The sequence below is a fragment of the Pseudomonas sp. zfem003 genome (assembly GCF_032621675.1).
Taxonomy (GTDB): Bacteria; Pseudomonadota; Gammaproteobacteria; order Pseudomonadales; family Pseudomonadaceae; genus Metapseudomonas; species Metapseudomonas otitidis.
Genome location: NZ_JAVYJG010000005.1, coordinates 381,688 through 403,069, shown reverse-complemented (window position 1 = coordinate 403,069; position 21,382 = coordinate 381,688). Strand labels below are relative to the sequence as shown.

24 protein-coding genes are annotated in these 21,382 nt (G+C 68.5%); 16 read left to right on the top strand and 8 right to left on the bottom strand.

Annotated elements, in window-relative coordinates; genetic code table 11:
* The first annotated feature begins 206 nt into the window (after nucleotides 1-206).
* The 3 genes from RTK35_RS13500 to RTK35_RS13490 all read left to right on the top strand — a co-directional run bounded on the left by RTK35_RS13500 (nucleotide 207) and on the right by RTK35_RS13490 (nucleotide 2,691).
* Complete coding sequence (locus tag RTK35_RS13500; RefSeq protein ID WP_316908222.1) at nucleotides 207-647, top strand: DUF2846 domain-containing protein; 441 nt, start codon at nucleotides 207-209, stop codon at nucleotides 645-647.
* A 129-nt stretch (nucleotides 648-776) separates the two neighbouring features.
* A complete protein-coding gene (locus RTK35_RS13495; RefSeq protein WP_410478664.1) occupies nucleotides 777-1,661 on the top strand; it encodes a LysR substrate-binding domain-containing protein in 885 nt (294 codons plus the stop codon).
* A 190-nt stretch (nucleotides 1,662-1,851) separates the two neighbouring features.
* A complete protein-coding gene (locus RTK35_RS13490; protein ID WP_316908221.1) occupies nucleotides 1,852-2,691 on the top strand; it encodes a bifunctional allantoicase/(S)-ureidoglycine aminohydrolase in 840 nt (279 codons plus the stop codon).
* Nucleotides 2,692-3,348: 657 nt separating this feature from the next.
* Here the strand turns inward: RTK35_RS13490 and RTK35_RS13485 are convergent.
* Nucleotides 3,349-4,128 (bottom strand): NAD(P)H-dependent oxidoreductase, encoded by a 780-nt coding sequence (locus tag RTK35_RS13485; RefSeq protein WP_282887611.1) that lies wholly within the window; start codon nucleotides 4,126-4,128, stop codon nucleotides 3,349-3,351.
* Nucleotides 4,129-4,213: 85 nt separating this feature from the next.
* Between RTK35_RS13485 and RTK35_RS13480 the strand changes: the two genes are divergently transcribed.
* Nucleotides 4,214-5,101 (top strand): LysR family transcriptional regulator, encoded by an 888-nt coding sequence (locus RTK35_RS13480; protein WP_316908220.1) that lies wholly within the window; start codon nucleotides 4,214-4,216, stop codon nucleotides 5,099-5,101.
* A 9-nt stretch (nucleotides 5,102-5,110) separates the two neighbouring features.
* Here RTK35_RS13480 and RTK35_RS13475 read toward each other — a convergent pair whose 3' ends face one another.
* A complete protein-coding gene (locus tag RTK35_RS13475) occupies nucleotides 5,111-5,617 on the bottom strand; it encodes a DUF2938 domain-containing protein (RefSeq protein ID WP_316908219.1) in 507 nt (168 codons plus the stop codon).
* Nucleotides 5,618-5,688: 71 nt separating this feature from the next.
* Between RTK35_RS13475 and RTK35_RS13470 the strand changes: the two genes are divergently transcribed.
* On the top strand, nucleotides 5,689-6,126 hold the full coding sequence (locus RTK35_RS13470; protein WP_044407319.1) for a helix-turn-helix domain-containing protein: 438 nt from the start codon (nucleotides 5,689-5,691) through the stop codon (nucleotides 6,124-6,126).
* 13 nt (nucleotides 6,127-6,139) lie between these two features.
* Here RTK35_RS13470 and RTK35_RS13465 read toward each other — a convergent pair whose 3' ends face one another.
* Nucleotides 6,140-6,991 carry a CAP domain-containing protein gene (locus RTK35_RS13465; RefSeq protein WP_282887614.1) on the bottom strand — a complete coding sequence of 284 codons (852 nt, stop codon included), beginning with the start codon at nucleotides 6,989-6,991 and terminating at the stop codon, nucleotides 6,140-6,142.
* A 181-nt stretch (nucleotides 6,992-7,172) separates the two neighbouring features.
* Nucleotides 7,173-7,796: a hypothetical protein gene (locus RTK35_RS13460; protein WP_316908218.1), complete on the bottom strand. Its 624-nt coding sequence runs from the start codon at nucleotides 7,794-7,796 to the stop codon at nucleotides 7,173-7,175.
* A 369-nt stretch (nucleotides 7,797-8,165) separates the two neighbouring features.
* Between RTK35_RS13460 and RTK35_RS13455 the strand changes: the two genes are divergently transcribed.
* The gene (locus RTK35_RS13455) at nucleotides 8,166-8,645 is read left to right on the top strand and encodes a DUF6714 family protein (RefSeq protein ID WP_316908217.1); all 480 of its coding nucleotides are present in this window, start codon (nucleotides 8,166-8,168) and stop codon (nucleotides 8,643-8,645) included.
* Between the two features lie 3 nt (nucleotides 8,646-8,648).
* Here the strand turns inward: RTK35_RS13455 and RTK35_RS13450 are convergent, their stop codons facing one another.
* On the bottom strand, nucleotides 8,649-9,074 hold the full coding sequence (locus RTK35_RS13450) for a group II truncated hemoglobin (protein WP_316908216.1): 426 nt from the start codon (nucleotides 9,072-9,074) through the stop codon (nucleotides 8,649-8,651).
* A 198-nt stretch (nucleotides 9,075-9,272) separates the two neighbouring features.
* Here RTK35_RS13450 and RTK35_RS13445 point away from each other — a divergent pair, with 198 nt between their 5' ends.
* Both RTK35_RS13445 and RTK35_RS13440 read left to right on the top strand, forming a co-directional pair.
* Nucleotides 9,273-9,977, top strand: a complete 705-nt coding sequence (locus RTK35_RS13445) for a YebC/PmpR family DNA-binding transcriptional regulator (RefSeq protein WP_316908215.1) — start codon at nucleotides 9,273-9,275, stop codon at nucleotides 9,975-9,977.
* Nucleotides 9,977-10,201, top strand: coding sequence for a hypothetical protein (locus tag RTK35_RS13440; protein ID WP_044407341.1), 225 nt, complete (start codon nucleotides 9,977-9,979; stop codon nucleotides 10,199-10,201). Before RTK35_RS13445 ends, RTK35_RS13440 begins: the two co-directional genes overlap by 1 nt.
* A gap of 26 nt (nucleotides 10,202-10,227) precedes the next feature.
* On the opposite strand, the gene RTK35_RS13435 is transcribed toward RTK35_RS13440, so the two are convergent.
* Entirely contained in the window at nucleotides 10,228-10,842 is a 615-nt protein-coding gene (locus tag RTK35_RS13435; protein ID WP_316908214.1) for a TetR/AcrR family transcriptional regulator, read from the bottom strand.
* 112 nt (nucleotides 10,843-10,954) lie between these two features.
* On the opposite strand from RTK35_RS13435, the gene RTK35_RS13430 reads away from it, so the two are divergent.
* Nucleotides 10,955-11,875 (top strand): ABC transporter six-transmembrane domain-containing protein, encoded by a 921-nt coding sequence (locus RTK35_RS13430; protein ID WP_107330649.1) that lies wholly within the window; start codon nucleotides 10,955-10,957, stop codon nucleotides 11,873-11,875.
* On the opposite strand, the gene RTK35_RS13425 is transcribed toward RTK35_RS13430, so the two are convergent.
* Nucleotides 11,876-12,475, bottom strand: coding sequence for a DUF4157 domain-containing protein (locus tag RTK35_RS13425; protein WP_316908213.1), 600 nt, complete (start codon nucleotides 12,473-12,475; stop codon nucleotides 11,876-11,878).
* Nucleotides 12,476-12,759: 284 nt separating this feature from the next.
* Between RTK35_RS13425 and RTK35_RS13420 the strand changes: the two genes are divergently transcribed.
* The 4 genes from RTK35_RS13420 (at nucleotide 12,760) to RTK35_RS13405 (ending at nucleotide 16,700) form a co-directional block, all read left to right on the top strand.
* Entirely contained in the window at nucleotides 12,760-13,041 is a 282-nt protein-coding gene (locus RTK35_RS13420) for a peptidylprolyl isomerase (protein WP_044407352.1), read from the top strand.
* A gap of 147 nt (nucleotides 13,042-13,188) precedes the next feature.
* Nucleotides 13,189-14,316, top strand: coding sequence for a PilT/PilU family type 4a pilus ATPase (locus tag RTK35_RS13415; protein WP_208275848.1), 1,128 nt, complete (start codon nucleotides 13,189-13,191; stop codon nucleotides 14,314-14,316).
* Nucleotides 14,317-14,419: 103 nt separating this feature from the next.
* Nucleotides 14,420-16,270, top strand: a complete 1,851-nt coding sequence (locus RTK35_RS13410) for an ABC transporter ATP-binding protein/permease (protein WP_316908212.1) — start codon at nucleotides 14,420-14,422, stop codon at nucleotides 16,268-16,270.
* Between the two features lie 88 nt (nucleotides 16,271-16,358).
* Nucleotides 16,359-16,700, top strand: coding sequence for an FKBP-type peptidyl-prolyl cis-trans isomerase (locus RTK35_RS13405; RefSeq protein ID WP_044407361.1), 342 nt, complete (start codon nucleotides 16,359-16,361; stop codon nucleotides 16,698-16,700).
* 401 nt (nucleotides 16,701-17,101) lie between these two features.
* On the opposite strand, the gene RTK35_RS13400 is transcribed toward RTK35_RS13405, so the two are convergent.
* Complete coding sequence (locus RTK35_RS13400) at nucleotides 17,102-18,475, bottom strand: CSLREA domain-containing protein (RefSeq protein ID WP_316908211.1); 1,374 nt, start codon at nucleotides 18,473-18,475, stop codon at nucleotides 17,102-17,104.
* A 333-nt stretch (nucleotides 18,476-18,808) separates the two neighbouring features.
* Between RTK35_RS13400 and RTK35_RS13395 the strand changes: the two genes are divergently transcribed.
* From RTK35_RS13395 to RTK35_RS13385, 3 genes are all read left to right on the top strand, one after another.
* Nucleotides 18,809-20,074 carry an OprD family porin gene (locus RTK35_RS13395; RefSeq protein WP_236212644.1) on the top strand — a complete coding sequence of 422 codons (1,266 nt, stop codon included), beginning with the start codon at nucleotides 18,809-18,811 and terminating at the stop codon, nucleotides 20,072-20,074.
* Between the two features lie 394 nt (nucleotides 20,075-20,468).
* Nucleotides 20,469-20,867, top strand: coding sequence for a hypothetical protein (locus RTK35_RS13390; RefSeq protein ID WP_044407370.1), 399 nt, complete (start codon nucleotides 20,469-20,471; stop codon nucleotides 20,865-20,867).
* Between the two features lie 55 nt (nucleotides 20,868-20,922).
* The gene (locus RTK35_RS13385) at nucleotides 20,923-21,351 is read left to right on the top strand and encodes a DUF4019 domain-containing protein (RefSeq protein WP_074969059.1); all 429 of its coding nucleotides are present in this window, start codon (nucleotides 20,923-20,925) and stop codon (nucleotides 21,349-21,351) included.
* The last annotated feature ends 31 nt before the right edge of the window (nucleotides 21,352-21,382 follow it).

Here is a 21,382-nt window from a genome sequence, read left to right as displayed (position 1 = left end):
CTTCCTTGTGATCGACAGGGTGGCGGATTTTGTGTTGCCGCCACTTCAGCCGTCAATCACCGCGAAAAGAGCGGATATCGCCGCAATCGACCTTGCCATACGCGACCAATTACCACTCACCCTTGCACTCTCCATCGGCCTCGATAAAGTAGCGCGGCGGCGAAATGACATCACCGCAAGAACCTTCACTCAGGAACGAGTAATCCATGACCAAAATCATGATATGCACGGCGGCGCTGGCAGTTGCGCTGCTCTCCGGTTGCGCTTCGGTACCGATGGAATCCCCCGAAAAAGACGCAGCCCTCAAGGCCTTCCCGAACCCGCCGCAGGACCAGTCCGCGGTCTACATCTTCCGTGACACGTCCCTGGGCGCTGCTCTGAAGAAGACCGTGAAGATCGACGACAAGGTGATCGGGGAAACCGCACCCAACACCTATTTCTACCGCCTGATCACCCCGGGCGCACACGTGCTGTCGACCGAGTCCGAGTTCGGTGACAACACCCTCAACCTGAACGCCCAGCCCGGCAAGAACCACTACGTACGCCAGTCCATCCGGATCGGTGTGTTCGCCGGTGGCGCCACCCTGAGCGAAGTCTCCGAGTCCGAAGGCAAGAAGGCCGTGGCCGACACCAAGCTGGCCCGCTGAAAACCCCGTGGATGGGGTCGGCAATCGACTCCATCCACAGCCTGCTCGCACACCCCGCCCCCTCGTCGTTGCCCCCCTTTCTCCAAACTGCTACAAGCCTTCACCCCCATTTGAAAGACGAATACCCCCATGGACCACAGTGACAGATCGAATAACCGCCTGTTCGAGCTGGACCTGCTGCGGGCGCTGGTGGCGGTGGCCGATTGCGGCAGTTTTACCAGTGCCGCCGGGCGCCTCAGCTCCACGCAGTCGACGGTGAGCCAGAAGGTCCGGCGGCTGGAGGAGCTGGCCGGCCACCGGTTGCTGGAGCGCGGTAACCGCGATGTGCTGCCCACCGATGCCGGGGAGACGCTGCTGGCCTATGCCCGGCGCATGCTGGCGCTGAACGATGAACTGCACGAGGCGCTGGCGGGGGCGCGGGTGTCGCTGACGGTGCGCATCGGCGTGCCGGATGACTTCGCCGCCGGCAGCACCACCCGCCACCTGGCGGTGTTCAACCACCACTTCCCCCAGGCCAAGCTGGAGGTCACCAGCGGGCTGAGCCGCGACCTGGCCGCCAACTACGACCGTGGCGAGCTGGACCTGGTGCTGATCAAGCAGCGCCGCAACAGCCGCGACGCCATCGCCCGCTGGCCGGAGAAGACCCGCTGGGTGGACAGCGCGCGCACCCCGGCTGCCAACCTGGACCCGCTGCCCATCGTCACCTTCCCGCCGCGCGGGCTGTACCGCGACGAGATGATCAGCGCCCTGGAAGCCGCCGGCCGGCGCTGGCGCATCAGCTTCACCAGCTCCAGCCTGAGCGGCATCCAGGCTGCCATCGCCGATGGCATGGGCGTCGGCCTGTTGCCGGCGCGGGCGGTGACGGCCGACCACGCGGTGCTGCCGAAGAAGATGGGGCTGCAACCGCTGGACCTGTTCGAGGTGGCGCTGCTGCACCGCCCCAGCGCCGGGCCGGTGATCAAGGCGCTGGCCGAATCCCTGTGCCGCCTGCTGGACGAGGAGCGCCAGCGCTGAGGTCGCGCATTGCATTCGATAACCGAATGTGACCCATCCCGATATTTAATTTGTGGATGCGAAGACAGCTGGATATCGTGGATTCCGCCCCGCGCACCTGCGACCCGTCCGGTTGCGGCTGCGCCCACGCGACGCCAGCGTCGGCCTCCTGGCCACTGGCGGGGCGCCGAATACCCACAGGAGACTTTTCGTGTCCAAGAAGCCTTTCTATTTCGCCCCCCACGGCGGTCACCCGGCCCAGACCGAGCTGCTGACCGACCGTGCGATGTTCACCGAAGCCTACGCCGTGATCCCCAAAGGGGTGATGCGTGACATCGTCACCAGCCACCTGCCCTTCTGGGACGACATGCGCATGTGGGTCATCGCCCGCCCGCTGTCCGGTTTCGCCGAGACCTTCTCCCAGTACATCGTCGAGCTGGCGCCCAACGGCGGCAGCGACAAGCCCGAACTGGACCCGAACGCCGAGGCGGTGCTGTTCATCGTCGAAGGCGAGCTGAACCTGACCCTGCAGGGCCAGGTACACAACATGCAGCCGGGCGGCTATGCGTTCATTCCGCCGGGCGCCGACTACAAGGTGCGCAACACCTCCGGCCAGCACACCCGCTTCCACTGGATCCGCAAGCACTACCAGCGCGTTGACGGCGTGCCGCTGCCGGAAGCCTTCGTCACCAACGAGCAGGACATCGAGCCGAAGGTGATGCCGGACACCGAAGGCCGCTGGAGCACAACCCGCTTCGTGGACATCAGCGACATGCGCCACGACATGCACGTGAACATCGTCAACTTCGAGCCGGGCGGCGTGATCCCCTTCGCCGAGACCCACGTGATGGAACACGGCCTCTACGTGCTGGAAGGCAAGGCGGTGTACCGCCTGAACCAGGACTGGGTCGAGGTGGAGGCCGGCGACTTCATGTGGCTGCGTGCCTTCTGCCCGCAGGCCTGCTACTCCGGTGGCCCAGGTCGCTTCCGCTACCTGCTGTACAAGGATGTGAACCGCCACATGCGCCTGACCCTCAACCAGGCCCATTGATCCAAACGACGGGAGCCCAGCGCTCCCGTCGTCATTTCTACGGTGCCGCAAAGGGCCCGTAGCCTGGGCTTCAGCCCAGGGATGCCTCGGTGGACTCAGGCCCCGGGCTGAAGCCCGGGCTACGGTTGCTGCTGAACCTCGGAGCGGCGGCAGTTCGCGAGCAGAGCTCGCTCCTACAGGGCTCGGATGGCCTGATCTCCCGTCGTCGTTTCTGCGGTGCCGCAAAAGCTTCGTAGCCTGGGCTTTAGCCCAGGGATGTCTCGGTGGACTCCGGTCCCGGGCTGAAGCCCGGGCTACGGTTGCTGCTGAACCTCGGAGCGGCAGCGGTTCGCGAGCAGAGCTCGCTCCTACAGGGCTCGGATGGCCTGATCTCCCGTCGTCGTTTCTGCGGTGTCGCAAAGGCTTCGTAGCCTGGGCTTCAGCCCAGGGATGCCTCGGTGGACTCCGGCCCCGGGCTGAAGCCCGGGCTACGGTTGCTGCCGAAACTCGGAGCGGCAGCGGTTCGCGGGCAGAGCTCGCTCCTGCAAGGCTCGGATGGCCTGATCTCCCGTCGTCGTTTCTGCGGGGCCGCAAAGGCTTCGTAGCCTGGGCTTCAGCCCAGGGATGCCTCGGTGGACTCCGGTCCCGGGCTGAAGCCCGGGCTACGTTGCCCCTCGCCTACCGCTTCACATGCGCTGCGAACCCTTGCTCCCCCGGCGCGACGTCGGGCTTGAGGGTCAGCGCGGGGATCTCGTAGTCCCCCGCGTTCTGCTTGCGGTAGGCGATGGGTTCGGTGCGCCACAGGTCGTCCAGGCGCTGCCCCAGTTCCTGCTGGATGCGGGCGAAGCGTGCCGCGTCGATGCGGCTGGTGCGGTGCACGACGAAGGGCGGCAGCACGTCGAAGCCGGGGTAATGGAGGATGCCGTGGTGGATCGGGAACAGCAGGTCCTCCATGGGGCCGTTGATGCCGCGCGGGCTGTAGTGGGAATCCCAGCCACCGGTGGTGACCACCAGCATGGCCCGCTTGCCGGCCATGGAGCCTTCGCCGTAGCGATCCCCCCAGCGTGCATCCGAATGCTCGCCCACGCCGTAGGCGAATCCGTAGGCGTACACGCGGTCGACCCACCCCTTGAGGATCGCCGGCAGGGTGAACCACCAGAGCGGGAACTGCAGGATGAGCGCATCCGCCCAGCGCAGCTTGTCCTGCTCGGCGGCGATGTCCGGGCTCTGCCGGCCGTTGGCGAAGGCGTGCCGGGAGTCCTGCGAGGCATCGAAGCGCGCACCGGGCTCGTGGTCCAGGTTGTCGGCGGCGTCGAGGGTCGGCTTCCAGCCCATGGCGTACAGGTCGGACACCTGCACCGCATGGCCGGCGGCCTGCAGGTGCCGGACGCTGAAGTCCTTCAGCGCGCCGTTGAGGGAGCGGGGTTCAGGGTGGGCATGGACGATCAGGATATTCATGGGGCACCTCACGGGACGGGAGGTACGCAGGATGGGAGCCCGGCAGATATATTGGAAATGAATAGCTGATATCCCAGGTATACGCATGAATAATCTCAGACGGTTGGACCTCAACCTGCTGGTAACCCTCGACATGCTGTTGACCGAACACAACGTCACCCGCACCGCCGAACGCCTGAACTTCTCCCAGCCCTCGGTGAGCGTGCACCTGGCCAAGCTGAGGGAGATCTTCAACGACCCGCTGCTGCTGCCCGGCCCTCGCGGCATGCGCCCCACCGCTCGCGCCGAGGCCCTGCGCGAACCCTTGCGCCAGGCGCTGGAGGCCCTGGAGCGCGCCGTGGCCCCGGCCAGCCCGTTCGACCCCGCCCAGGCCCAGGGCACCTGGCGGGTGGCCGCCACCGACTACGGCGAGTCGGCCATCCTGCTGCCCGCCCTGCCCCGCTTGCGGGCTGCCCCGGGCATGCGCGTGGCGGTGGTGGAGATGGTGCCCTCGCGCATCGCCCGGCAGGCGGAGCATGGGGAAATCGAGCTGGCCTTCCACACCGTGGAGGGCTCGCCCACCAGCCTGCATCGCCGCACCCTGTTCGCAGAACGCTACGTGCTCGCTGGCCGCGCCGGGCATCCCGGCCTCAGGCGGCGGCCGACGCGGGAGCAGTTCTGCGCGCTGGGCCAGGCGATCGTCTCGCCCGATGGCGGCGGCTTCAGCGGCCCCACCGACGAGGCCCTGGCAAGCCTGGGCCTGGAACGGAAGGTGGTGCTCTCGGTGCCGCACTTCCTGTTCCTCCGTGCCGTGCTGGAGAGCACCGACCTGGTGGCCATGCTTCCCGAGCGCCTGCTGAAGGGCAGCACGCTGCAGGTGGTCGACGCCCCCTTGGACGTGCCCGGCTACGAGATGGCCATGCTCTGGCACGAGCGCGTGCACCGCGACCCGGCCCACCAGTGGCTGCGGGAGCAGATCGTCAGCGCCCTGTGAGCCCGCCGCTCAGCCCGCGCAGTTCATCCACCCCCAGGCCATGCCCAGGGCCGCCAGGTACAGGCCCAGGCCGAACACCAGGTGCGTGCGCAGGCTGCGCAGCCGCGCCTTGAGCGGCTCCGGGGTGCGGGAAGCGGCGATGCCGAGCCCGAAGGCCGGCTGCATCACCAGGAACGGCGCCGTCACGCTCAGCAGCCCGAACGCCAGCGCCGGCCACAGGCTTGGCCGGCACAGCCAGGCCGGCCCGGCAACCGCCACCAGCAATGCGGCGAAGCCGATGCCGATCAGGTAGTGGCAGGTCCAGCCCAGCACGCGTTCACCGCGCACCGGCGCGGCACGGCCGATGCCCGCATGGCGGAAGCGCCCTCGGGGCATGTGCCCGACCCAGCGCCCCACCAGGGCGTAGTCCAGCCCGGCGTTGCCGGTCAGCCGGCGCAGCAGCCAGCCCCACAGGTCCATCACCAGGGTCGCACCCACACCGATCCCCACCACCGCTACCACCGTCTCACCGTTCATGCTTAGCTCCTCCACTGTCACGGAACGCCCGTGGAATCAGGCTGCCAGTTCAAGTCGACTTGAGGTCAAGCATGAAAGAGATGGACATCGCCCAGGTGGCGAGAAACTCCGGCCTGCCGGCCTCGACGCTGCGCTACTACGAGGAAAAGGGGCTGATCCGCTCCATCGGCCGCGCCGGCATGAAGCGGGTGTTCAACGCCAACGTGCTGGAGCGCCTGGCGCTGATCGCCATGGGACGGGCGGCGGGGTTCTCGCTGGACGACATCGGCGCCCTGCTCGGCAGCGCACGGCAACCGACCCTGGACCGCCAGCGCCTGGCGGAACAGGCCGACGCGCTGGACGCGACCATCCGCCAGCTGTCGGCGATCCGCGACAGCCTGCGCCACGCGGTGGACTGCCCGGCGGAGGACCACCTGGCCTGCCCCACCTTCCAGCGCCTGATGAAAGTGGCGGCCCGCGCCGCCACGCGAGAACCGGCGCGGCGGGCGGGTACGAAACGCCGGCCCTGAGGCCGGCGCGGGGTCACTGGCTGCCGAACAGCGCGGTCCAGTAGATGCCGGCGTCGCTCTTCGGGTCCACCGAGTAGGCAGCGCCCAGGTCGCGGAACTGCGGGTTCATCAGGTTGGCACAGTGGCCGGGGCTGGCGAGCCAGCCGTCGAGCACCTTGCGCGAAGTGTCCTGGCCGGCGGCGATGTTCTCGCCGATCTGCCGGCCGATGTAGCCGGACAGCTCGGCGCGGTCACCCGGGGTGCGGCCGTCGCGGTCCTTGTGGTCGAAGAAATTGTTGTTAGCCATGGCGCGGGAGTGCCCCTCGGCCGCCGTGGCCAGGGAGGCGTTCCAGCTCAGCGGCGCAGCGGCGGCGAAGAACTGGGTGCCACACTGGCGGGACTGGGCGCGGGCGGTGTTGATCTGCTCCAGCAGCTTCTGGCCCTCGGCCTGCCAGTCGCCCAGGCGCCCGGTGAGCAGCGGCCGGGCCAGGACGATGCGCCACTCGCGGTCATCGCGGCTGACGCCGATGTCGACGAACTGCGGGTCCAGCACCACCTGGCAGAAGCTCTCGCGGATGGCCTTCATCGCCGACTGCGCATCGCGGGGGCCGGAGAGGCTGATGGCCTGGACATTGACCATGGGGTAGCGCGACTGGGTCATCGCCTCCTGCAGGTCGCCCATGGTGGTGGCGGAAATCACCAGGCGGGAGTCGGCGGTGAGCGGCGGCAGCTCCAGGGAAGCCTGGCCGGCGCAGCTCTGCACCTGGCCGCGGTAGGCGTTGAGGGCTTCGATCAGCTGCGCTTCATCGCCGGCACGGGCGCCTTGGGCGAGCAACAGGCCCAGCGACAGGGCCGCAAGCCGCAGGACGGTAGAGGTGACGCGCATGAATGCCTCCTTGGACGGGTTGCGCCCGGGTGCGCGAGCCCGCTCGGGGCTGGGGTCGCGACTTATCGGAAGGGCGTATGACCGGCAGACGGGCGAATGGTTGCCTGGCCGGACGGATAGGGGTGGATTCAACCACGGGGGCCGGGCAAATCCCAGGCCATTCGCACCGGAATAGCCCCGTTCAGGGCCGCCAGCCCTGCACCTGGCCCTTGGCATCGGCGCCGATCAGCAACAGCCGCTGGGGCCAGTCCACCAGCAACAGGCCGTGCTCGCGGTTGAGGGCGAGGAACGCGCCCATCAAGGCCTGGGAGTCCGCCCCCTCCTCCAACACCGCGCCCAGCGCCAGCAACCCGCGCGGGCCGGTGTAGCCGTAGAGCCAGGCGCCGCGCCCCACGGGCAGGCTGAACCCCTGGGCGAGCCGCCCCAGCACCTGCCCCTCGGCCACCACCACCGGCGCCGGCCCGGGCGTGACGCCGAGCCGCGCGGCCAGGCGCTCCAGTGCATCGGGCAACGGCACCAGCGGCACACCACCCAGCGCGCCAGGGCCCGGCGCCCCGCTGGCCTTGAGCGCGCTCAACGCCGCCTCGGCCGCTCCACGCTGGCCCGGCGCCAGGAACTGCACCCGCAACCAGTCCGCCTGGTGCAGCAGCCGCGCACCGCGCAGGTCACCCTGCACCGGCTCCAGCGGCGGCAGCCCGAGCGAGGCCGGGGCGGGGGCCGCCACAACCGCGTCGACGGCGCGGGCATCAGCCACGGCAGGCACCAGGCCGAGGGCAACCAGCAGGACGATGGGCAACGGATTCATGGGCAGCGCCGGCAAGCAAAGGGGCGCGCAGATTACCCACGCCCAGGCACACCGTCAGCGGCCCCAGCACGGGAGCGGCCGGGGATGACAGGGGAATCAGCCGACGTTTGGGCTTGCAAGCAGACCGAGGAGTCATGCAGCGGTTGTCAGCGGATACTCGACCGGCATGGTTTTCCTCCGTGAAAAGCGCACATGTTGACGCAAGGCAACGCTCGGCACAGCGCAGCGAGCATCATCGGCGACCGCCCGGACGACCGTCCCAGAACGTGGCACCCAACACCCCACCACCCCATGGAAGGAACCCCATGAGCCCTGCCCTGCGAACCCCCGACCACGTCCGTTTCCCCCTGCGACAGCGGAGGGGCTGACATGGACCGGCTGGAACTGCTCGACGAACTGGACCGCCTGCTGCCCCCGGTGGACAAGCCCGAAGGCCCGGACCTGTCCTTTCACCCCAGCGGCTGCGACGCCTGCGACATGCTGCGCACGGAGCTGGCCATCTGGCCCGGGCGCAAGCTGCCGATGGAGGCCCTCTTCTGGCTGCACGACGACATGAGCAGCCTCTCCGCCGCCGGCTGGCGCTGGGCACTGCCCTCCTACCTGCGGCTGGTGCTGGAGTCGCCGCCCGATGAGATCAACCTGCTGCTGGGCTTCCTCATCCTCAACCTCAACCCCTCCCCCGCCTACCGCGAGGACACCCGCACCCGCCTCGGCGCGCTGGATGCGCAGCAGCTCAGGCTGCTGCTGCGCTTCATGCAGTGGTGCGGCGAGCAGCCGTGGCTGCTGGCCTGGGGCGAGGACATCGACCAGGCCTGCAGCTTCCTCGACGACCTGCGCCGCCGGCGCTGAGCCTCAGCCCGGCAAGCCGTGCCGCGCCCGGGCGGCCTGCACCACCCGCGCGGCCGGCACCCGCAACTGCACCAGCAGGTACTCGGCGAAGTCCGCCGCGTAGCCCTGCCGGGCGATCGCCCGCTCCATGCACAGCAGCCACGCCTCGCTGAGTGCCTCGTCGATGGGCCAGCGGGCATGGAACGCCGGGATGGCGATGGAGCCGTACTTCTCGCTGAACAGGCGCGGGCCGCCCAGCCAACCACTGAGAAAGCAGGCCAGCTTGTCCCGCGAGGGCGCCAGGTCCTCGGAGTGCAGCCGGCGCAGCGCCGCCGCCTCGGGCAGGCTGTCCATCTGCTGGTAGAAGTCGTCGACCAGACGGCGCAAACCGTCGATGCCGCCGGCAGCCTGGTAAGAGGCATCGCCGACGCCGTAGGGCGCATGGCTCATGGAGGGCTCCGGGCAAAGCACGGATTGTAGCGAGCGGAGCCTGGTGGCAGTGACTGCTCATTGGTCGCACCGGACACTGGCGCTGTGACCCCCCGCGCACCACTCGGCGCCCCGCTGGCAGGCGCCCCTGCTGGCCCGGTAGAATCGCCGCCCTGCCGGACGGTCACGTCCGCCCCATCAACCTGCGGGAGATACGCCATGGGCGCCCAGTGGAAAGCCAAACCCAAAGAAGCCGCCGCCAACGCCCGAGGGAAGATCTTCGGCAAGCTGGTGAAGGAAATCATGATCGCCGCGCGCAACGGCGCCGACCCGGACATGAACCCCAAGCTGCGCCTGGCCGTTCACCAGGCCAAGAAGGCCTCCATGCCCAAGGACACCCTGGAGCGCGCCATCAAGAAAGGCGCCGGGCTGTCCGGTGAGGTGGTCAACTACGAGCGCACCCTGTACGAAGGCTTCGCCCCGCACCGCGTGCCGGTGATCGTCGAGTGCCTGACCGACAACCTGAACCGCACCGTGGCAGAAATCCGCGTGCTGTTCCGCAAGGGCCAGTTGGGCACCTCCGGCTCCGTGTCCTGGGACTTCGACCACCTGGGCATCATCGAGGCCGAGCCGGCCAGCGCCGATGCCGACGTGGAACTGGCCGCCATCGAAGCCGGCGCCCAGGATTTCGAGCCCGGTGACAACAACACCAGCGTGTTCTACACCGAGCCCACCGACCTGGACGCCGTGTGCAAGGCCCTGCCGGACTTCGGCTTCACCGTGCATTCGGCCAACCTCGGCTACAAGGCCAAGAACCCGGTCACCCTCTCCGGCGCCGAGCTGGAGGAAGTGGAGGCCTTCCTCGAAGCCCTCGACGGCCACGATGACGTGCAGAACGTCTACGTGGGCCTATCCGTGGCCTGATGAGCCGCCGGGACTTCCACGAGGAACACGCCGAGCGCGCCCGCGCCGACGCGTTGCGCCTGCTGGCCCAGCGCGTCGCCCTCGGCCCGCGCTGGCTGGCCTGGGTGGCCACCGAGCTCTACCAGTTCAAGCCGCCGGAATACGCCAACATGGTGCGCCGCGAACTGGAGCGGCTGACCTCGGCCCAGCGCCTGCTGGACGCGCCGGGCACCACGGTCCACTGACCCGCGCGTCACAGCGCGGGCACTCCTCACGCAGGCTTCAGCCGTGCGCCCAGCCTGGGCGTCCCCAGCAGCAAGCCCGCCACCTCGATGATTTCCTCCAGCGCCGCCTCCAGGGTGATGGGCGAGGGCTCCAGCAGCAGGTCCGCCGCGTAGCTGTTGGCCAGGGCGGTGATCTGCCGGGTGGCCCGTGGCAGGTCATCGCAGCTGAACACCCCACTGGCGCATCCCTCGGCGATCAGCCCCTGCAACAGCCCTTGCCATTGGCCGAGCGCCAGCCGGTAGGCCTCGGCCAGTTCCGGGTCGTGCAGGGATTCATCCCAGGCATCCAGCCAGAGCGTCCAGGCCGCATCGTCCTTGCGCGCCGGCAGGCAATCGCGCATCAGCGCGATGAGCGCAGGCTCGGGGTCGAGCCCCTGGAGCAACGCCTGGGTGCCGGCCAGCTGCTCCTCGGAGAAGCGCTCGAACGCCGCCCGGCGCAGGGTCTTCCAGTCACTGAAGTAGTGGTACAGGTGGCTGCGGGACAACCCCGTGTGCTCCGCCAGGTCACGGGTGGAGACGCTGGCCAGGCCGTTGCGAAGGAACAGCTCCAGGGCGGCGGTGATGATCTGATCCTTGCGTTCGGCAACGGGGGGACGGGCCATGGGGTCTCCGGGGGATGAGTGGCTCTTGAATTTTGAGCGACTGCTCAAGGAAAATTGAGCGGCCGCTCAAATCATAGCGCGGCCCTTCTTCACTCACTACGGTCTACCGACGATGCACCCCCTCGATACCGAGCAACTGGCCTCCACCGGCGCCCGCCTCGGCCAGCAATCCGCCGCCACCACCCTCAAGGCCATCGCCTGCGCCTACCCCGGCAAGCTGCTGGGCACCTTCTCCCTGGTCGCCCTGGAGAACCTGCTGATGCTGGCCTACCCGCTGTTCGCCGGGTTCGCCATCGACGCCATCGTGCGTGGCGAAGCGCGCCTGGCGGTGCTCTATGCGCTGGTGGTGCTGGGCTTCTGGGTGGTGGGCGCGGCGCGCCGTGCGGTGGACACCCGCACCTTCACCCGCATCTATGCCGAACTGGCGGTGCCGGTGGTGCTGCACCAGCGCCGGCAGCAGCATGGCACCTCGAAGGTGGCGGCACGGGTGGTGCTGGCACGGGAGTTCGTCGACTTCTTCGAGAAGCAGATCCCGGTGATCGCCACCGCCCTGGTCTCCATCGTCGGCGCCGCGGCAATGCTGCTGGCCATCGAGCCCTGGGTGGGCGCGGCCTGCCTGCTGGCCCTCTCGCTGTGCCTGGCCTGCCTGCCGCGCTTCGCCACCCGCAACCAGGCCCTGCACGAGCGCCTGAACGACCGCCTGGAGCAGGAGGTGGCGCTGGTGGGTCGGGTCGGCCGGGGCAGCCTGCTGCGCCACTACCGGCACCTGTCGAGCCTGCGGGTGCGGCTCTCCGACCGCGAGGCGGTGGCCTACCTGCTGCTGGGGGTGATGGCCGCGCTGCTGTTCGTGGTCGCCATCACCTGCCTGGCCTCTGCCGAGCAGGTCAAGGCCGGGCACATCTACGCGGTGATGACCTACCTGTGGACCTTCGTCGGCAGCCTGGACGAAGCGCCCTCGGTGGTGGACCAGCTGGCCCGCCTGCGGGACATCGGCAAGCGCGTCGACATCGGCCGGGACGACACCCCGGCCTGATCAGTGGGCCGGGCGCTGGGCCTGCTGCCGCAGCTCGCGGGCCACGTCGAACTGCTGGCGGTAGGCCGGCGACTCCACTGCGTCGTAATCGCGGGTGTAGCGCCGGGCGAATTCCAGGCTGCCCCACTGGCGGTACTGCTGGACGTGGAACAACTCGTGGGCCCAGAGCGCGGCGTCCTGGGCCAGGGCCTCGTTGCGAAAGACGATCACGTCCACCAGCGTCACCGCCTTGATGTCGGGGTTCTGCAACATGGTGCGGGCGGCGGCCATGTCGTCGGCATCGCCCACCCGGTAGCGCACGTTGTCGAGCACCTCGGTGGGGTAGTACGGCAGCAGCATCTGGCGGATCGCCGGCGGGATCGGCGCGGTGCCCTGGCTCAGCGCCGAGGCGCGGGAACGCAGGATCCAGCCCTCCAGGGAGGTGGCCGCCACTTCGCCGATCCGCTGCTGGGCCGGGCCGATCACCCCGTCCGGATCGGGCACGCAGATGCAGCCCCCCAGGCAGACCTGCGTCTGCCCCGCCGGGCAGGACGCGGCAAAGGCGGGCGAGGCGGACAACAACAGCAACCCGAGGCAGCGGGCGGACAAGGCAAGGCGCATGGACGACTCCGGGACGAAACGCGCGGCGATACTTGGGCAGCCGCGCGCCGTTGTCCAGCCCCCACGGGCGCCTCTAAAAACGTAGGCGAGGCAGCCAGCGCAAGGCAAAAACAGGCGAAAAAGCGCAGTTTACGCGGGGTAAATGAGCATTTTGATCGGACTCGCGCACGAGCCTGCTTTTAACGCCGCGATGGCAACGCAGGTAGTTTTTAGAGGTGCCCCGACGGCGTTTGACTGGCCGGCGCATTGCGGTAGGCTCTGCGCTTTTCCAGAGGAGTCCTCCCATGCCCCGCGCAACCGCCCGCCACATCCTGGTTTCCAGCGAAGCCAAGTGCAACGAACTGAAAGCCGCCATCGAAGGCGGTGCCGACTTCGCCCAGGTCGCCAAGGACAACTCCACCTGCCCTTCCAGCCGTGACGGCGGCAACCTCGGTTCCTTCGGCCCCGGCCAGATGGTCCGCGAGTTCGACACCGTGGTCTTCAGCGCGCCGGTCGGCGTGGTCCAGGGCCCGGTGAAGACCCAGTTCGGCTACCACCTGGTGGAAGTCACCAGCCGCCAGGACTGATCCGCCCCGAGGCCCGGCAGCGCCGGGCCTTTCCACGTTCCCCTCTCCCCTCTCCCCTCCCCCTCTTCCCCCTGCGACGCCGTGCCGGATGGCACGCCCCGCGCCGCCACTGCTAGGCTTGCCCGATCCACCCAGCAAGGAGGCGGGATGAGCGACTCCCTCGACACGGTCCCCGGCGTATTCACCTACCTGGACCTGCTGCACCAGCACCAGGGCTCCGACATGTTCTTCAGCGTCGGCTCGCCGCCCCACATCAAGATCGAAGGCCACGCCCGGCCCGTGGGCGAACGCGCCCTGCAGCCCGGCGAAGTGCGCCAGCTCGCCTACCAGCTGATGTCCCCCGCCCAGGTCGCCGAGTTCGAGCGCGAATGGGAGATGAACCTGGCCGTCAGCCTGCCCGGCAGCGGCCGCTTCCGCGCCAACATGTACCTGCAGCGGGGCGAGGTCTCGATGGTGGTGCGCCTGATCAAGACCAGCATCCCCAGCCTGGAGAGCCTCGGCCTGCCACCGGTGCTGGAGAAGCTGGCCCTGCAGGACCGCGGCCTGATCCTGGTGGTGGGCGCCGCCGGCTCCGGCAAGTCCACCACCCTGGCGGCCATGCTCGACCACCGCAACGCCCAGCGCAGCGGCCACATCATCTGCATCGAAGACCCCATCGAGTTCCTCCACCCGCACCGTCGCTCCATCGTCGACCAGCGCGAGGTGGGCCTGGACACCCACAGCTTCTCCGCCGCCCTGCGCAACGTCCTGCGCGAGGCGCCGGACGTGATCATGCTCGGCGAGGTGCGCGACGCCGACACCATGCAGCACGCCCTGCACTACGCCGAGACCGGCCACCTGTGCGTGGCCACGCTGCACGGCACCAGCGCCCGCCATGCCATCGAGCGCGTCACCCGCTTCTTCCCCGACGAGGCCCGCAAGCAGGTGCTCGCCGACCTCTCGCAGAACCTCCTGGCCATGGTCGGCCAGCGCCTGGTGCCGGGCATCGACCACAAGCGCGTGGCCGCCGTGGAGCTGATGCTGGGCACGCCCCATGTGCGTGACCTGGTGCTGCGCGACGAACTGCACGAGCTCAAGGACGCCATCGAGAACGCCCTGGAGGCCGGCATGTGCAGCTTCGACCAGAGCCTGTTCCGCCTGGTCGAGGCCAACCGCGTCAGCCTGGCCGATGCGCTGCGCTTCGCCGACTCGCGCACCGACCTGGCGCTGAAGGTGAAGCTGGAGCACGGCTTCGACGGCCAGGACGCCGAGCGCAAGGTGCTGCGCGACGCCTGATCGCCCACCAGCGGTCGATGACCACCATCGACCGGCACGATTCGCACCCGCGCCAGCGCTGGAGTAAGGTCGCCCCTTCTCGACGACACAAGGCAGGTGGGCGATGGCAGCCCAGAACGAACAAACCCAGACCCCGCCGGCGAACGCCGGCAGCCCCCATGACGGCGCCACCCCGGTGGCGCGCCAGGCGAACGCCCGTGGCGATGCCGCGGTGATCGCCACCCTCCTCCCCTACCTGCGCCCCTACACCGGGCGCATCGCCGTGGCCCTGGGGCTGATCCTCGCGGCCAAGCTGGTCAACCTCTACGTGCCCATGGCGCTCAAGCAGATCGTCGACCAGCTCAACGTCGCCCCCAGCCTGGTGGTGCTGCCGGCCGGCCTGCTGCTGGCCTACGGTGCCGCGCGCATCGGCGTGACCCTGTTCACCGAGCTGCGCCAGGTGGTGTTCGCCCGGGTCATGGCGCGGGCCTCGCGGCAGATCACCCTGCAGGTGTTCCAGCACCTGCACGGCCTCAGCCTCAAGTTCCACCTGGGCCGCCGCACCGGCGGCGTGGCACGGGACGTGGAGCGCGGCGGCAGCGCCATCTCCGACCTGCTGGACTGGACCCTCTACACCATCGTCCCGACCCTGGTGGAGATCGTCATGGTCACCGCCGTGCTGGTCTGGGCCTATGACTGGGGCTTCGCCCTCATCACCCTCGCCACCCTGGTGGTCTACGGCCTGTGGACGGTGGCGGTGACCGAGTGGCGCACCGCCTACTACCGCGCCTCGGTGGAGGCGGACACCCGCGCCAACGAGCGTGCGGTGGACTCGCTGCTCAACTACGAGACGGTGAAGTACTTCAACAACGAAGCCCACGAAGCAGCACGCTATGACGAGAACCTGCGCCACCTGGAGAACGCCAAGGTCAAGGCGACCAAGTCCCTGGCGCTGCTCAACCTGGGCCAGACCGCCATCGTCGCCCTGGGCGTGACCGCGATGATGTGGCGCGCCGCCGCTGGCGTGGTGGCCGGCGAACTGACCATCGGCGACCTGGTGCTGGTGAACACCTACCTGCTGCAGCTCTCCGCGCCGCTGTTCCTGCTCGGCATGATGTACCGCGAGGTGAAGCAGTCCCTGACCAACATGGAGCGGCTGTTCGGCCTGCTGGACGAGCGCCAGGACGTGCGCGATGCCGAGGGCGCCGTACAGCTGCAGGCCACCCGGCCCCGGGTGCGCTTCGAGAACGTTCACTTCGGCTACGACCCGCGCCGGGAGATCCTCCACGGCGTGGACTTCGAGATCCCGCCCGGCGGCACGGTGGCGGTGGTAGGGCACTCCGGCTCGGGCAAATCCACCCTCGCCCGCCTGCTCTACCGCTTCTACGACATCGACAGCGGCCACATCCGCATCGACGGCCACGACCTGCGGGAGCTGACCCAGTCGTCCCTGCGCGGGGCCATCGCCATCGTTCCCCAGGACACGGTGCTGTTCAACGACAGCATCTACTACAACATCCGCTACGGCCGCCCCGACGCCACCCGCGACGAGGTGGAGGCCGCCGCCCGCGCCGCCCACATCCACGACTTCATCCAGCGCCTGCCCGACGGCTACGAAACCCCGGTGGGCGAGCGCGGCCTGAAGCTCTCCGGCGGCGAGAAGCAGCGCGTCGCCATCGCCCGGGCCTTGCTGAAGAACCCGGCGATCCTGATCTTCGACGAGGCCACCTCGGCGCTGGACTCCAAGTCCGAGAAGGCCATCCAGACCGCCCTCGACCGCATCCAGGAAGGCCGCACCACCCTGGTCATCGCCCACCGCCTGTCGACGGTGATGGACGCCGACCAGATCCTGGTGCTCGACGCCGGCCGGGTGATCGAAAAGGGCACCCACCGCGAACTGCTGGAGGCCGGCGGCACCTACGCGCAGATGTGGACCCTGCAGCAGCAGGAGCCGGACGAGCCCGCCGAAGCCTGAGCCGAGGGCCGGTCGCCCCGCGACCGGCCCCTTGCCAAGCGCCGCGCTTCCTGCGAAAACGCGCGCCTTCCCCACCGGAGCGACTCCCATGAGCGATGAACTGAAGATCGAAGACCTGCTCGAAGGCGACGGCAAGGCCGTGGTCAAGGGCGCGCTGATCACCACCCAGTACAACGGCTGGCTGGAGGACGGCACCCTGTTCGACTCCTCCTACCAGAAAGGCCGCCCCTTCCAGTGCGTGATCGGCACCGGCCGCGTGATCAAGGGCTGGGACCAGGGCCTGATGGGCATGAAGGTCGGCGGCAAGCGCAAGCTCCACGTCCCCGCCCACCTGGCCTACGGCGACCGCCAGGTTGGCGCCCACATCACCCCCGGCTCCAACCTCGTGTTCGAGATCGAACTGCTGGAAGTGCTGACCAGGGACGACTGAACCGGGAGCCTTTGCCCTTTGCAACGACCTGTATGAAGCGCACGCTGACCCCACCGTCTGGCTGAAAAGGTGAGGCAGGGAAACTGCCCCTTCAGGAGGCCGAGCGCAGTCGTTGCGCAGGGGGACGAGCGGCATGGATGCCGCGAGAAGCGCGTCAGGCCATGGATGGCCCATCGCGCTGTCCCCCGGAGCAACGACGGAGCGAGGGAAGTCCCGCGAAGCGGGACCCGGATGGTGGGGCGAGCCCTTTTGGGGCGACTGCCAAAAGGGGCTCGCCCGGCAAGGCGAAACAAGAAACACCAGCAGAACTCGATAATCAGCTGGACCTTCTAGAAGTAGCCTCCTCACCCCCCAAAGTACGGGGCCCCTCACAGGCCCCGGCCCCCTTTCTCTACACCCGCTCAGGGCTTCGCCACCCACGGCTTCGGCCGCTCATACGCTCCCAGGTCACAGCGCGCCACACCATCACCATCCCCGTCACGCGGGCGCTTGGAACCGCGCTGGTCACGCGCGGTGCAGGTGCCGATGCCGGCGTCCACCGCCGGGCTGCGCGGGCGCAGGGCGTGGGTCTGGGTGCGGCCGTTGTTGTCCGCCAATGGGTAGAGAACCTTGGTCATCACGTCGACCTGCTCCACGTAGAGCTCGCCCGTGCAGTTGCCCGGACCGGTGCCGAGCAGCAGGCCGATGGCCTTGTACTGCGCCTGGGCGCCCCGGTTGTCGCAGTTCATCGGGGTCGCCAGGTCCTCGTCGAGGTTGCCGGCGATGATGCTGTTGCGCAGGGTCACCTTGCCGAGGTTGATCAGCCCGTAGCCGCCGCTGTTGTTGGCGATGGTCACGTTCACCAGCAGCGCTTCGGGTGGCGTGCCGCCCATCGAGTACTGGCCGTTGTTGAAGGTCGCCTGGCCGTAGTAGGGCTGGCGGTTGCCGCTGAGGGTGGCGTTGGCCAGGGTCAGCACGCCGTCGTTGCCGATGGCCGAGCCGAAGCTGGCCTCGTTGCCGGTGAAGGTGGTGCGCGCCACGTCGGCGCGGCCCTTGTTGTAGAGCCCGCCGCCGAAACCGGCGTCATCGTCGTCGCTGGCGCGGTTGCCGAGCAGGGTGCTGTCGCGCAGCAGCAGGTCGCCGTCGTTGTACAGGCCGCCGCCGAGGCCGTAGTGCCCTTCGCCGGCCCCCGCCCAGTTGTTGGCGAACAGCGAGCGGTGCACCTCCAGCCGCCCGTGGTTGGCCACGCCGCCGCCATTGCCGGGCTGGAATGCCGCCGTGGAGCGGTTGCCGCTCACCTCCACCTGGCGCAGCACCACCTCGCCGTGGTTCTCCAGGGCGCCGCCGTAGGTGGAGCTGTGGCCACCGGTGAGGCGCAGGCGCTCCAGCACCACGCGGGCCCCGGCGAACACTTCGATCAGCCGGTCGTTGGCCTCGGGGCTGCCACTGATGATGGTGCGGCTGGGGCCCTGGCCGACGATGGTGAGGGAATCGCGGATGTCGAGGTCGCCGTTGAGGTTGTCGTCCTCGTCCAGCACATCGCCCTCCTCGTCGCGTCCGGCGGGCAGGCTGAGGCGGTAGGTTTCGGCCTGGAGGATGATGCGGTCCGGCCCCGGCAGCGCATTGGCGGCGGAAACCGCGTCGCGCAGGGAGCAGTGGGCATCGCAGACCCCGTCGTAGCGGTCGTCGGTCTGGTTGACGATGAAGTCGGCAGCGCCGGCCGGCAGGCCGAGGAAGGCGAGGGACAGTGCGGCGCAAGGGGCGCCGAGGCGAGAGGGGATACGTGGCATGTGCATGACCCGTCCTGAGTGTCGTGGACAGGGCGCGGCCGCCGTTCGAGGTGAGCGTCCAGGCCCTGCCGGTTCCAATGGGTGCGGATACGACCGGGCCTCCGCACGTGCCGCCCGAATGCGGCAGGGTGATCGACCGGCGCAACATGCCTCGGGTTCAACGAACCGGACGGAAGGTCATGCGCAGCCTGGACACCCTGTCGCAGAGCGGCCGGCTCCGGCAGGCAGCACGGGCAGTCGCCCACGCTGCCAGGGGCAAAACGCGACCTTAGGCGGGTTGAACCCCTTGGACGACTTGGTCAGAATCGCCGCCTTTCGAAAAACCGAGCCGCACCGAACATGAAGAACACGCTCAGCCTGATCGCCCTCTGCATCGCCGCCTCCACCTCGGCCCTGGCCGACGACCAGTCCACCGCCAAGGGCTTCGTGGAAGACAGCCACCTCGACGTGCTGCTGCGCAACGCGTACATGAACCGCGACTACAAGCACCACAACAAGGACAAGATGGAGTGGGGCCAGGGCGTCATCGGCACCTTCACCTCCGGCTTCACCCAGGGCACCGTGGGCGTGGGCGTCGACGCCTTCGGCCTCTACGGCCTGCGCCTGGACGGCGGCAAGGGCCGTGTCGGCGCGGCCGGCATCGACTTCTTCAAGCCCGGCGACAGCGGCCACGCCCAGGACGACATCGCCCGTGGCGGCGCGGCGGTCAAGGCGCGCTTCTCCAACACCGTGGTGAAGTTCGGCGACCAGATGCCCGCCCTGCCGGTGCTGAGCTACGACGATTCGCGCCTGCTGCCGGAGAGCTACACCGGCACCCTGATCACCTCCAAGGAGATCGAGGGCCTGGAGCTGAACGCCGGCCACTTCACCGCCGAGGCCCGCAAGAGCGCCGAAGGCCGTGACAGCGGCGGTCTCAAGCGCATCGACGTGCTGGGCGGCAGCTACCGCTTCAACGACCAGTTCAGCGCCTCGCTGTACGGCTCCGACGTGGAAGACGTGCTGAAGAAGCAGTACGTGAACCTGAACTACGTCTACCCGATCGCCAAGGACCGCTCCCTGACCCTGGACTTCAACGGTTACCGCACCCGCCTGGACAAGGACTTCGCCAAGGACGACAACCGCACCAACCGCATCTGGAGCCTGGCGGCCACCTACGCCATGGGCGCGCACTCCTTCACCCTCGCCCACCAGCGCAGCAGCGGTGACATCGGCTACCTCTACGGCGGCTACCAGAGTGCCGACTACATCGGCGACGGCGGCACCACCATCTGGCTGGCCAACTCCTACTGGTCGGACTTCAACGGCAAGGATGAGAACTCCTGGCAGGTGGCCTACGGCCTGGACTTCGCCGAGTACGGCATCCCCGGCCTGAGCTACCGCGTGGCCTACGTGCGCGGCGACAACATCGATGCCGGCCAGGCCGGCCGTGGCCAGGAGCGCGAGATCTTCAACCAGCTGCAGTACCTGGTGCAGGAAGGCCCGGCCAAAGACCTCAAGCTGAAGCTGCGCAGTTCGATGCTGCGGGCGTCCAACAACGTCAACAGCTATGTGGACGATGGCAACGAGGTGCGGGTGTTCGTGGAGTACCCGATCCGGGTGTTCTGATTCCCGCCCGATTCCAAAAGGCCCCGTCGTGAAAGCGCCGGGGCTTTTTATTGGCGGTGGTCCTGTCTTCCCAGGCCCTGATACCCACTCTCCCCCCAGCCTTATCCCAGGTAGTGAAAAATTGAGCGGACTCCGAGCGCACACTTTGCTGTTGCCTGACGCGGGGGGCGACTGAAAAAGAAACGCGCCCGCCAAGGCGAAACAGGTGACATCAGCAGAACTCGATAACCAGCCGAGCTACAAATCCCCCGCCGACACACCGTCGAACGGTTCACATAAACACCCGGTGCTGCCCATCCGCTGACTAATGGCCTGGCGCCATCAAGCCGATCCGGGCACCATGCGCACCCGGCGGCGATACCGCCCTGGACAGTCGTACCGAAAAGGATTGGAAGTGAAGAAGTACACGCGCACGGCCGCCCTTCTGGCGGTGGCCCTGGTGGCGGGGGGTTGCTCCACCCGCACCTATTTCAAGCTCCCGGAGAACACCCGGGTTTCCGTCTACGAACGCGCCGAGCAGTACCCGCAAGGCATGGTCACCACCCGGCCGTTCTTCTGGAGCGCCAGCGGTGGCATCCCCTACAAGCTCACCCGTATCGACGGGGCGCCGGTGCAGCAGGGCAAGCTGCGGGCGCGCTTCCGCGTGGCGTCGATCTTCTGGCCGCCGTTCGCGATCATCTACTGGCCCATGGGCTTCGGCCAGCGCTGCTATGACCTGACCTCCACCGAGCCGCAGCAGTGCACGCGGGGCGACATGGTTCAGCTGAAACGTGACGAGCGCCTGAAGGACTAAGGTAGAAACCCACACCCGTCGCCCGTGCGGCGGGTGCCTCAAGGAGGATTTCGTGATGAACCGACGCGGCATCCTGCCGCTGCTGGTGGGCCTGCTGTTCTGCGTCCTGACCCCGGCCCAGGCCGCTGGGGAGGCCCAGGCCATCGAGCAGGCCAAAGCCGCCGCCCGCGCCTGGCTGGCGGTGGCCGACCGTGAAGACTACATCCGCACCTGGCAGCAGGCGGCCAGTGTGCTGCGCCGCAGCACCAGCCAGTACGACTGGGTGACCCTGGCGGTGGACCTGCGTTCGCCCCTGGGGGCGCTCAAGCAACGTGAACTGCAGGGCGCCAGCTACGCCACGCAGTTGCCGGGGCTGCCGGATGGGGAATACGTGATCCTGCAGTACCGCAGCGACTTCGAGCACCGGGACGGCGCGACCGAAACGGTGACGCCGATGCGCGACAGCGACGGCCGGTGGCGGGTGGTGAGCTACTTCGTGGATTGACCCCGCGCCCCACGGGCGCGAGGTCCTGGCG

Excerpts from the sequence above, each read along its gene's own strand:
- RTK35_RS13500 (WP_316908222.1), top strand. The coding sequence starts at position 207 with ATGACCAAAATCATGATATGCACGGCGGCGCTGGCAGTTGCGCTGCTC.
- RTK35_RS13495 (WP_410478664.1), top strand. The coding sequence starts at position 777 with ATGGACCACAGTGACAGATCGAATAACCGCCTGTTCGAGCTGGACCTG.
- RTK35_RS13485 (WP_282887611.1), bottom strand. The coding sequence starts at position 4,128 with ATGAATATCCTGATCGTCCATGCCCACCCTGAACCCCGCTCCCTCAAC.
- RTK35_RS13480 (WP_316908220.1), top strand. The coding sequence starts at position 4,214 with ATGAATAATCTCAGACGGTTGGACCTCAACCTGCTGGTAACCCTCGAC.
- RTK35_RS13475 (WP_316908219.1), bottom strand. The coding sequence starts at position 5,617 with ATGAACGGTGAGACGGTGGTAGCGGTGGTGGGGATCGGTGTGGGTGCG.
- RTK35_RS13470 (WP_044407319.1), top strand. The coding sequence starts at position 5,689 with ATGAAAGAGATGGACATCGCCCAGGTGGCGAGAAACTCCGGCCTGCCG.
- RTK35_RS13465 (WP_282887614.1), bottom strand. The coding sequence starts at position 6,991 with ATGCGCGTCACCTCTACCGTCCTGCGGCTTGCGGCCCTGTCGCTGGGC.
- RTK35_RS13460 (WP_316908218.1), bottom strand. The coding sequence starts at position 7,796 with ATGAATCCGTTGCCCATCGTCCTGCTGGTTGCCCTCGGCCTGGTGCCT.
- RTK35_RS13455 (WP_316908217.1), top strand. The coding sequence starts at position 8,166 with ATGGACCGGCTGGAACTGCTCGACGAACTGGACCGCCTGCTGCCCCCG.
- RTK35_RS13450 (WP_316908216.1), bottom strand. The coding sequence starts at position 9,074 with ATGAGCCATGCGCCCTACGGCGTCGGCGATGCCTCTTACCAGGCTGCC.
- RTK35_RS13445 (WP_316908215.1), top strand. The coding sequence starts at position 9,273 with ATGGGCGCCCAGTGGAAAGCCAAACCCAAAGAAGCCGCCGCCAACGCC.
- RTK35_RS13440 (WP_044407341.1), top strand. The coding sequence starts at position 9,977 with ATGAGCCGCCGGGACTTCCACGAGGAACACGCCGAGCGCGCCCGCGCC.
- RTK35_RS13435 (WP_316908214.1), bottom strand. The coding sequence starts at position 10,842 with ATGGCCCGTCCCCCCGTTGCCGAACGCAAGGATCAGATCATCACCGCC.
- RTK35_RS13430 (WP_107330649.1), top strand. The coding sequence starts at position 10,955 with ATGCACCCCCTCGATACCGAGCAACTGGCCTCCACCGGCGCCCGCCTC.
- RTK35_RS13425 (WP_316908213.1), bottom strand. The coding sequence starts at position 12,475 with ATGCGCCTTGCCTTGTCCGCCCGCTGCCTCGGGTTGCTGTTGTTGTCC.
- RTK35_RS13420 (WP_044407352.1), top strand. The coding sequence starts at position 12,760 with ATGCCCCGCGCAACCGCCCGCCACATCCTGGTTTCCAGCGAAGCCAAG.
- RTK35_RS13415 (WP_208275848.1), top strand. The coding sequence starts at position 13,189 with ATGAGCGACTCCCTCGACACGGTCCCCGGCGTATTCACCTACCTGGAC.
- RTK35_RS13410 (WP_316908212.1), top strand. The coding sequence starts at position 14,420 with ATGGCAGCCCAGAACGAACAAACCCAGACCCCGCCGGCGAACGCCGGC.
- RTK35_RS13405 (WP_044407361.1), top strand. The coding sequence starts at position 16,359 with ATGAGCGATGAACTGAAGATCGAAGACCTGCTCGAAGGCGACGGCAAG.
- RTK35_RS13400 (WP_316908211.1), bottom strand. The coding sequence starts at position 18,475 with ATGCACATGCCACGTATCCCCTCTCGCCTCGGCGCCCCTTGCGCCGCA.
- RTK35_RS13395 (WP_236212644.1), top strand. The coding sequence starts at position 18,809 with ATGAAGAACACGCTCAGCCTGATCGCCCTCTGCATCGCCGCCTCCACC.
- RTK35_RS13385 (WP_074969059.1), top strand. The coding sequence starts at position 20,923 with ATGAACCGACGCGGCATCCTGCCGCTGCTGGTGGGCCTGCTGTTCTGC.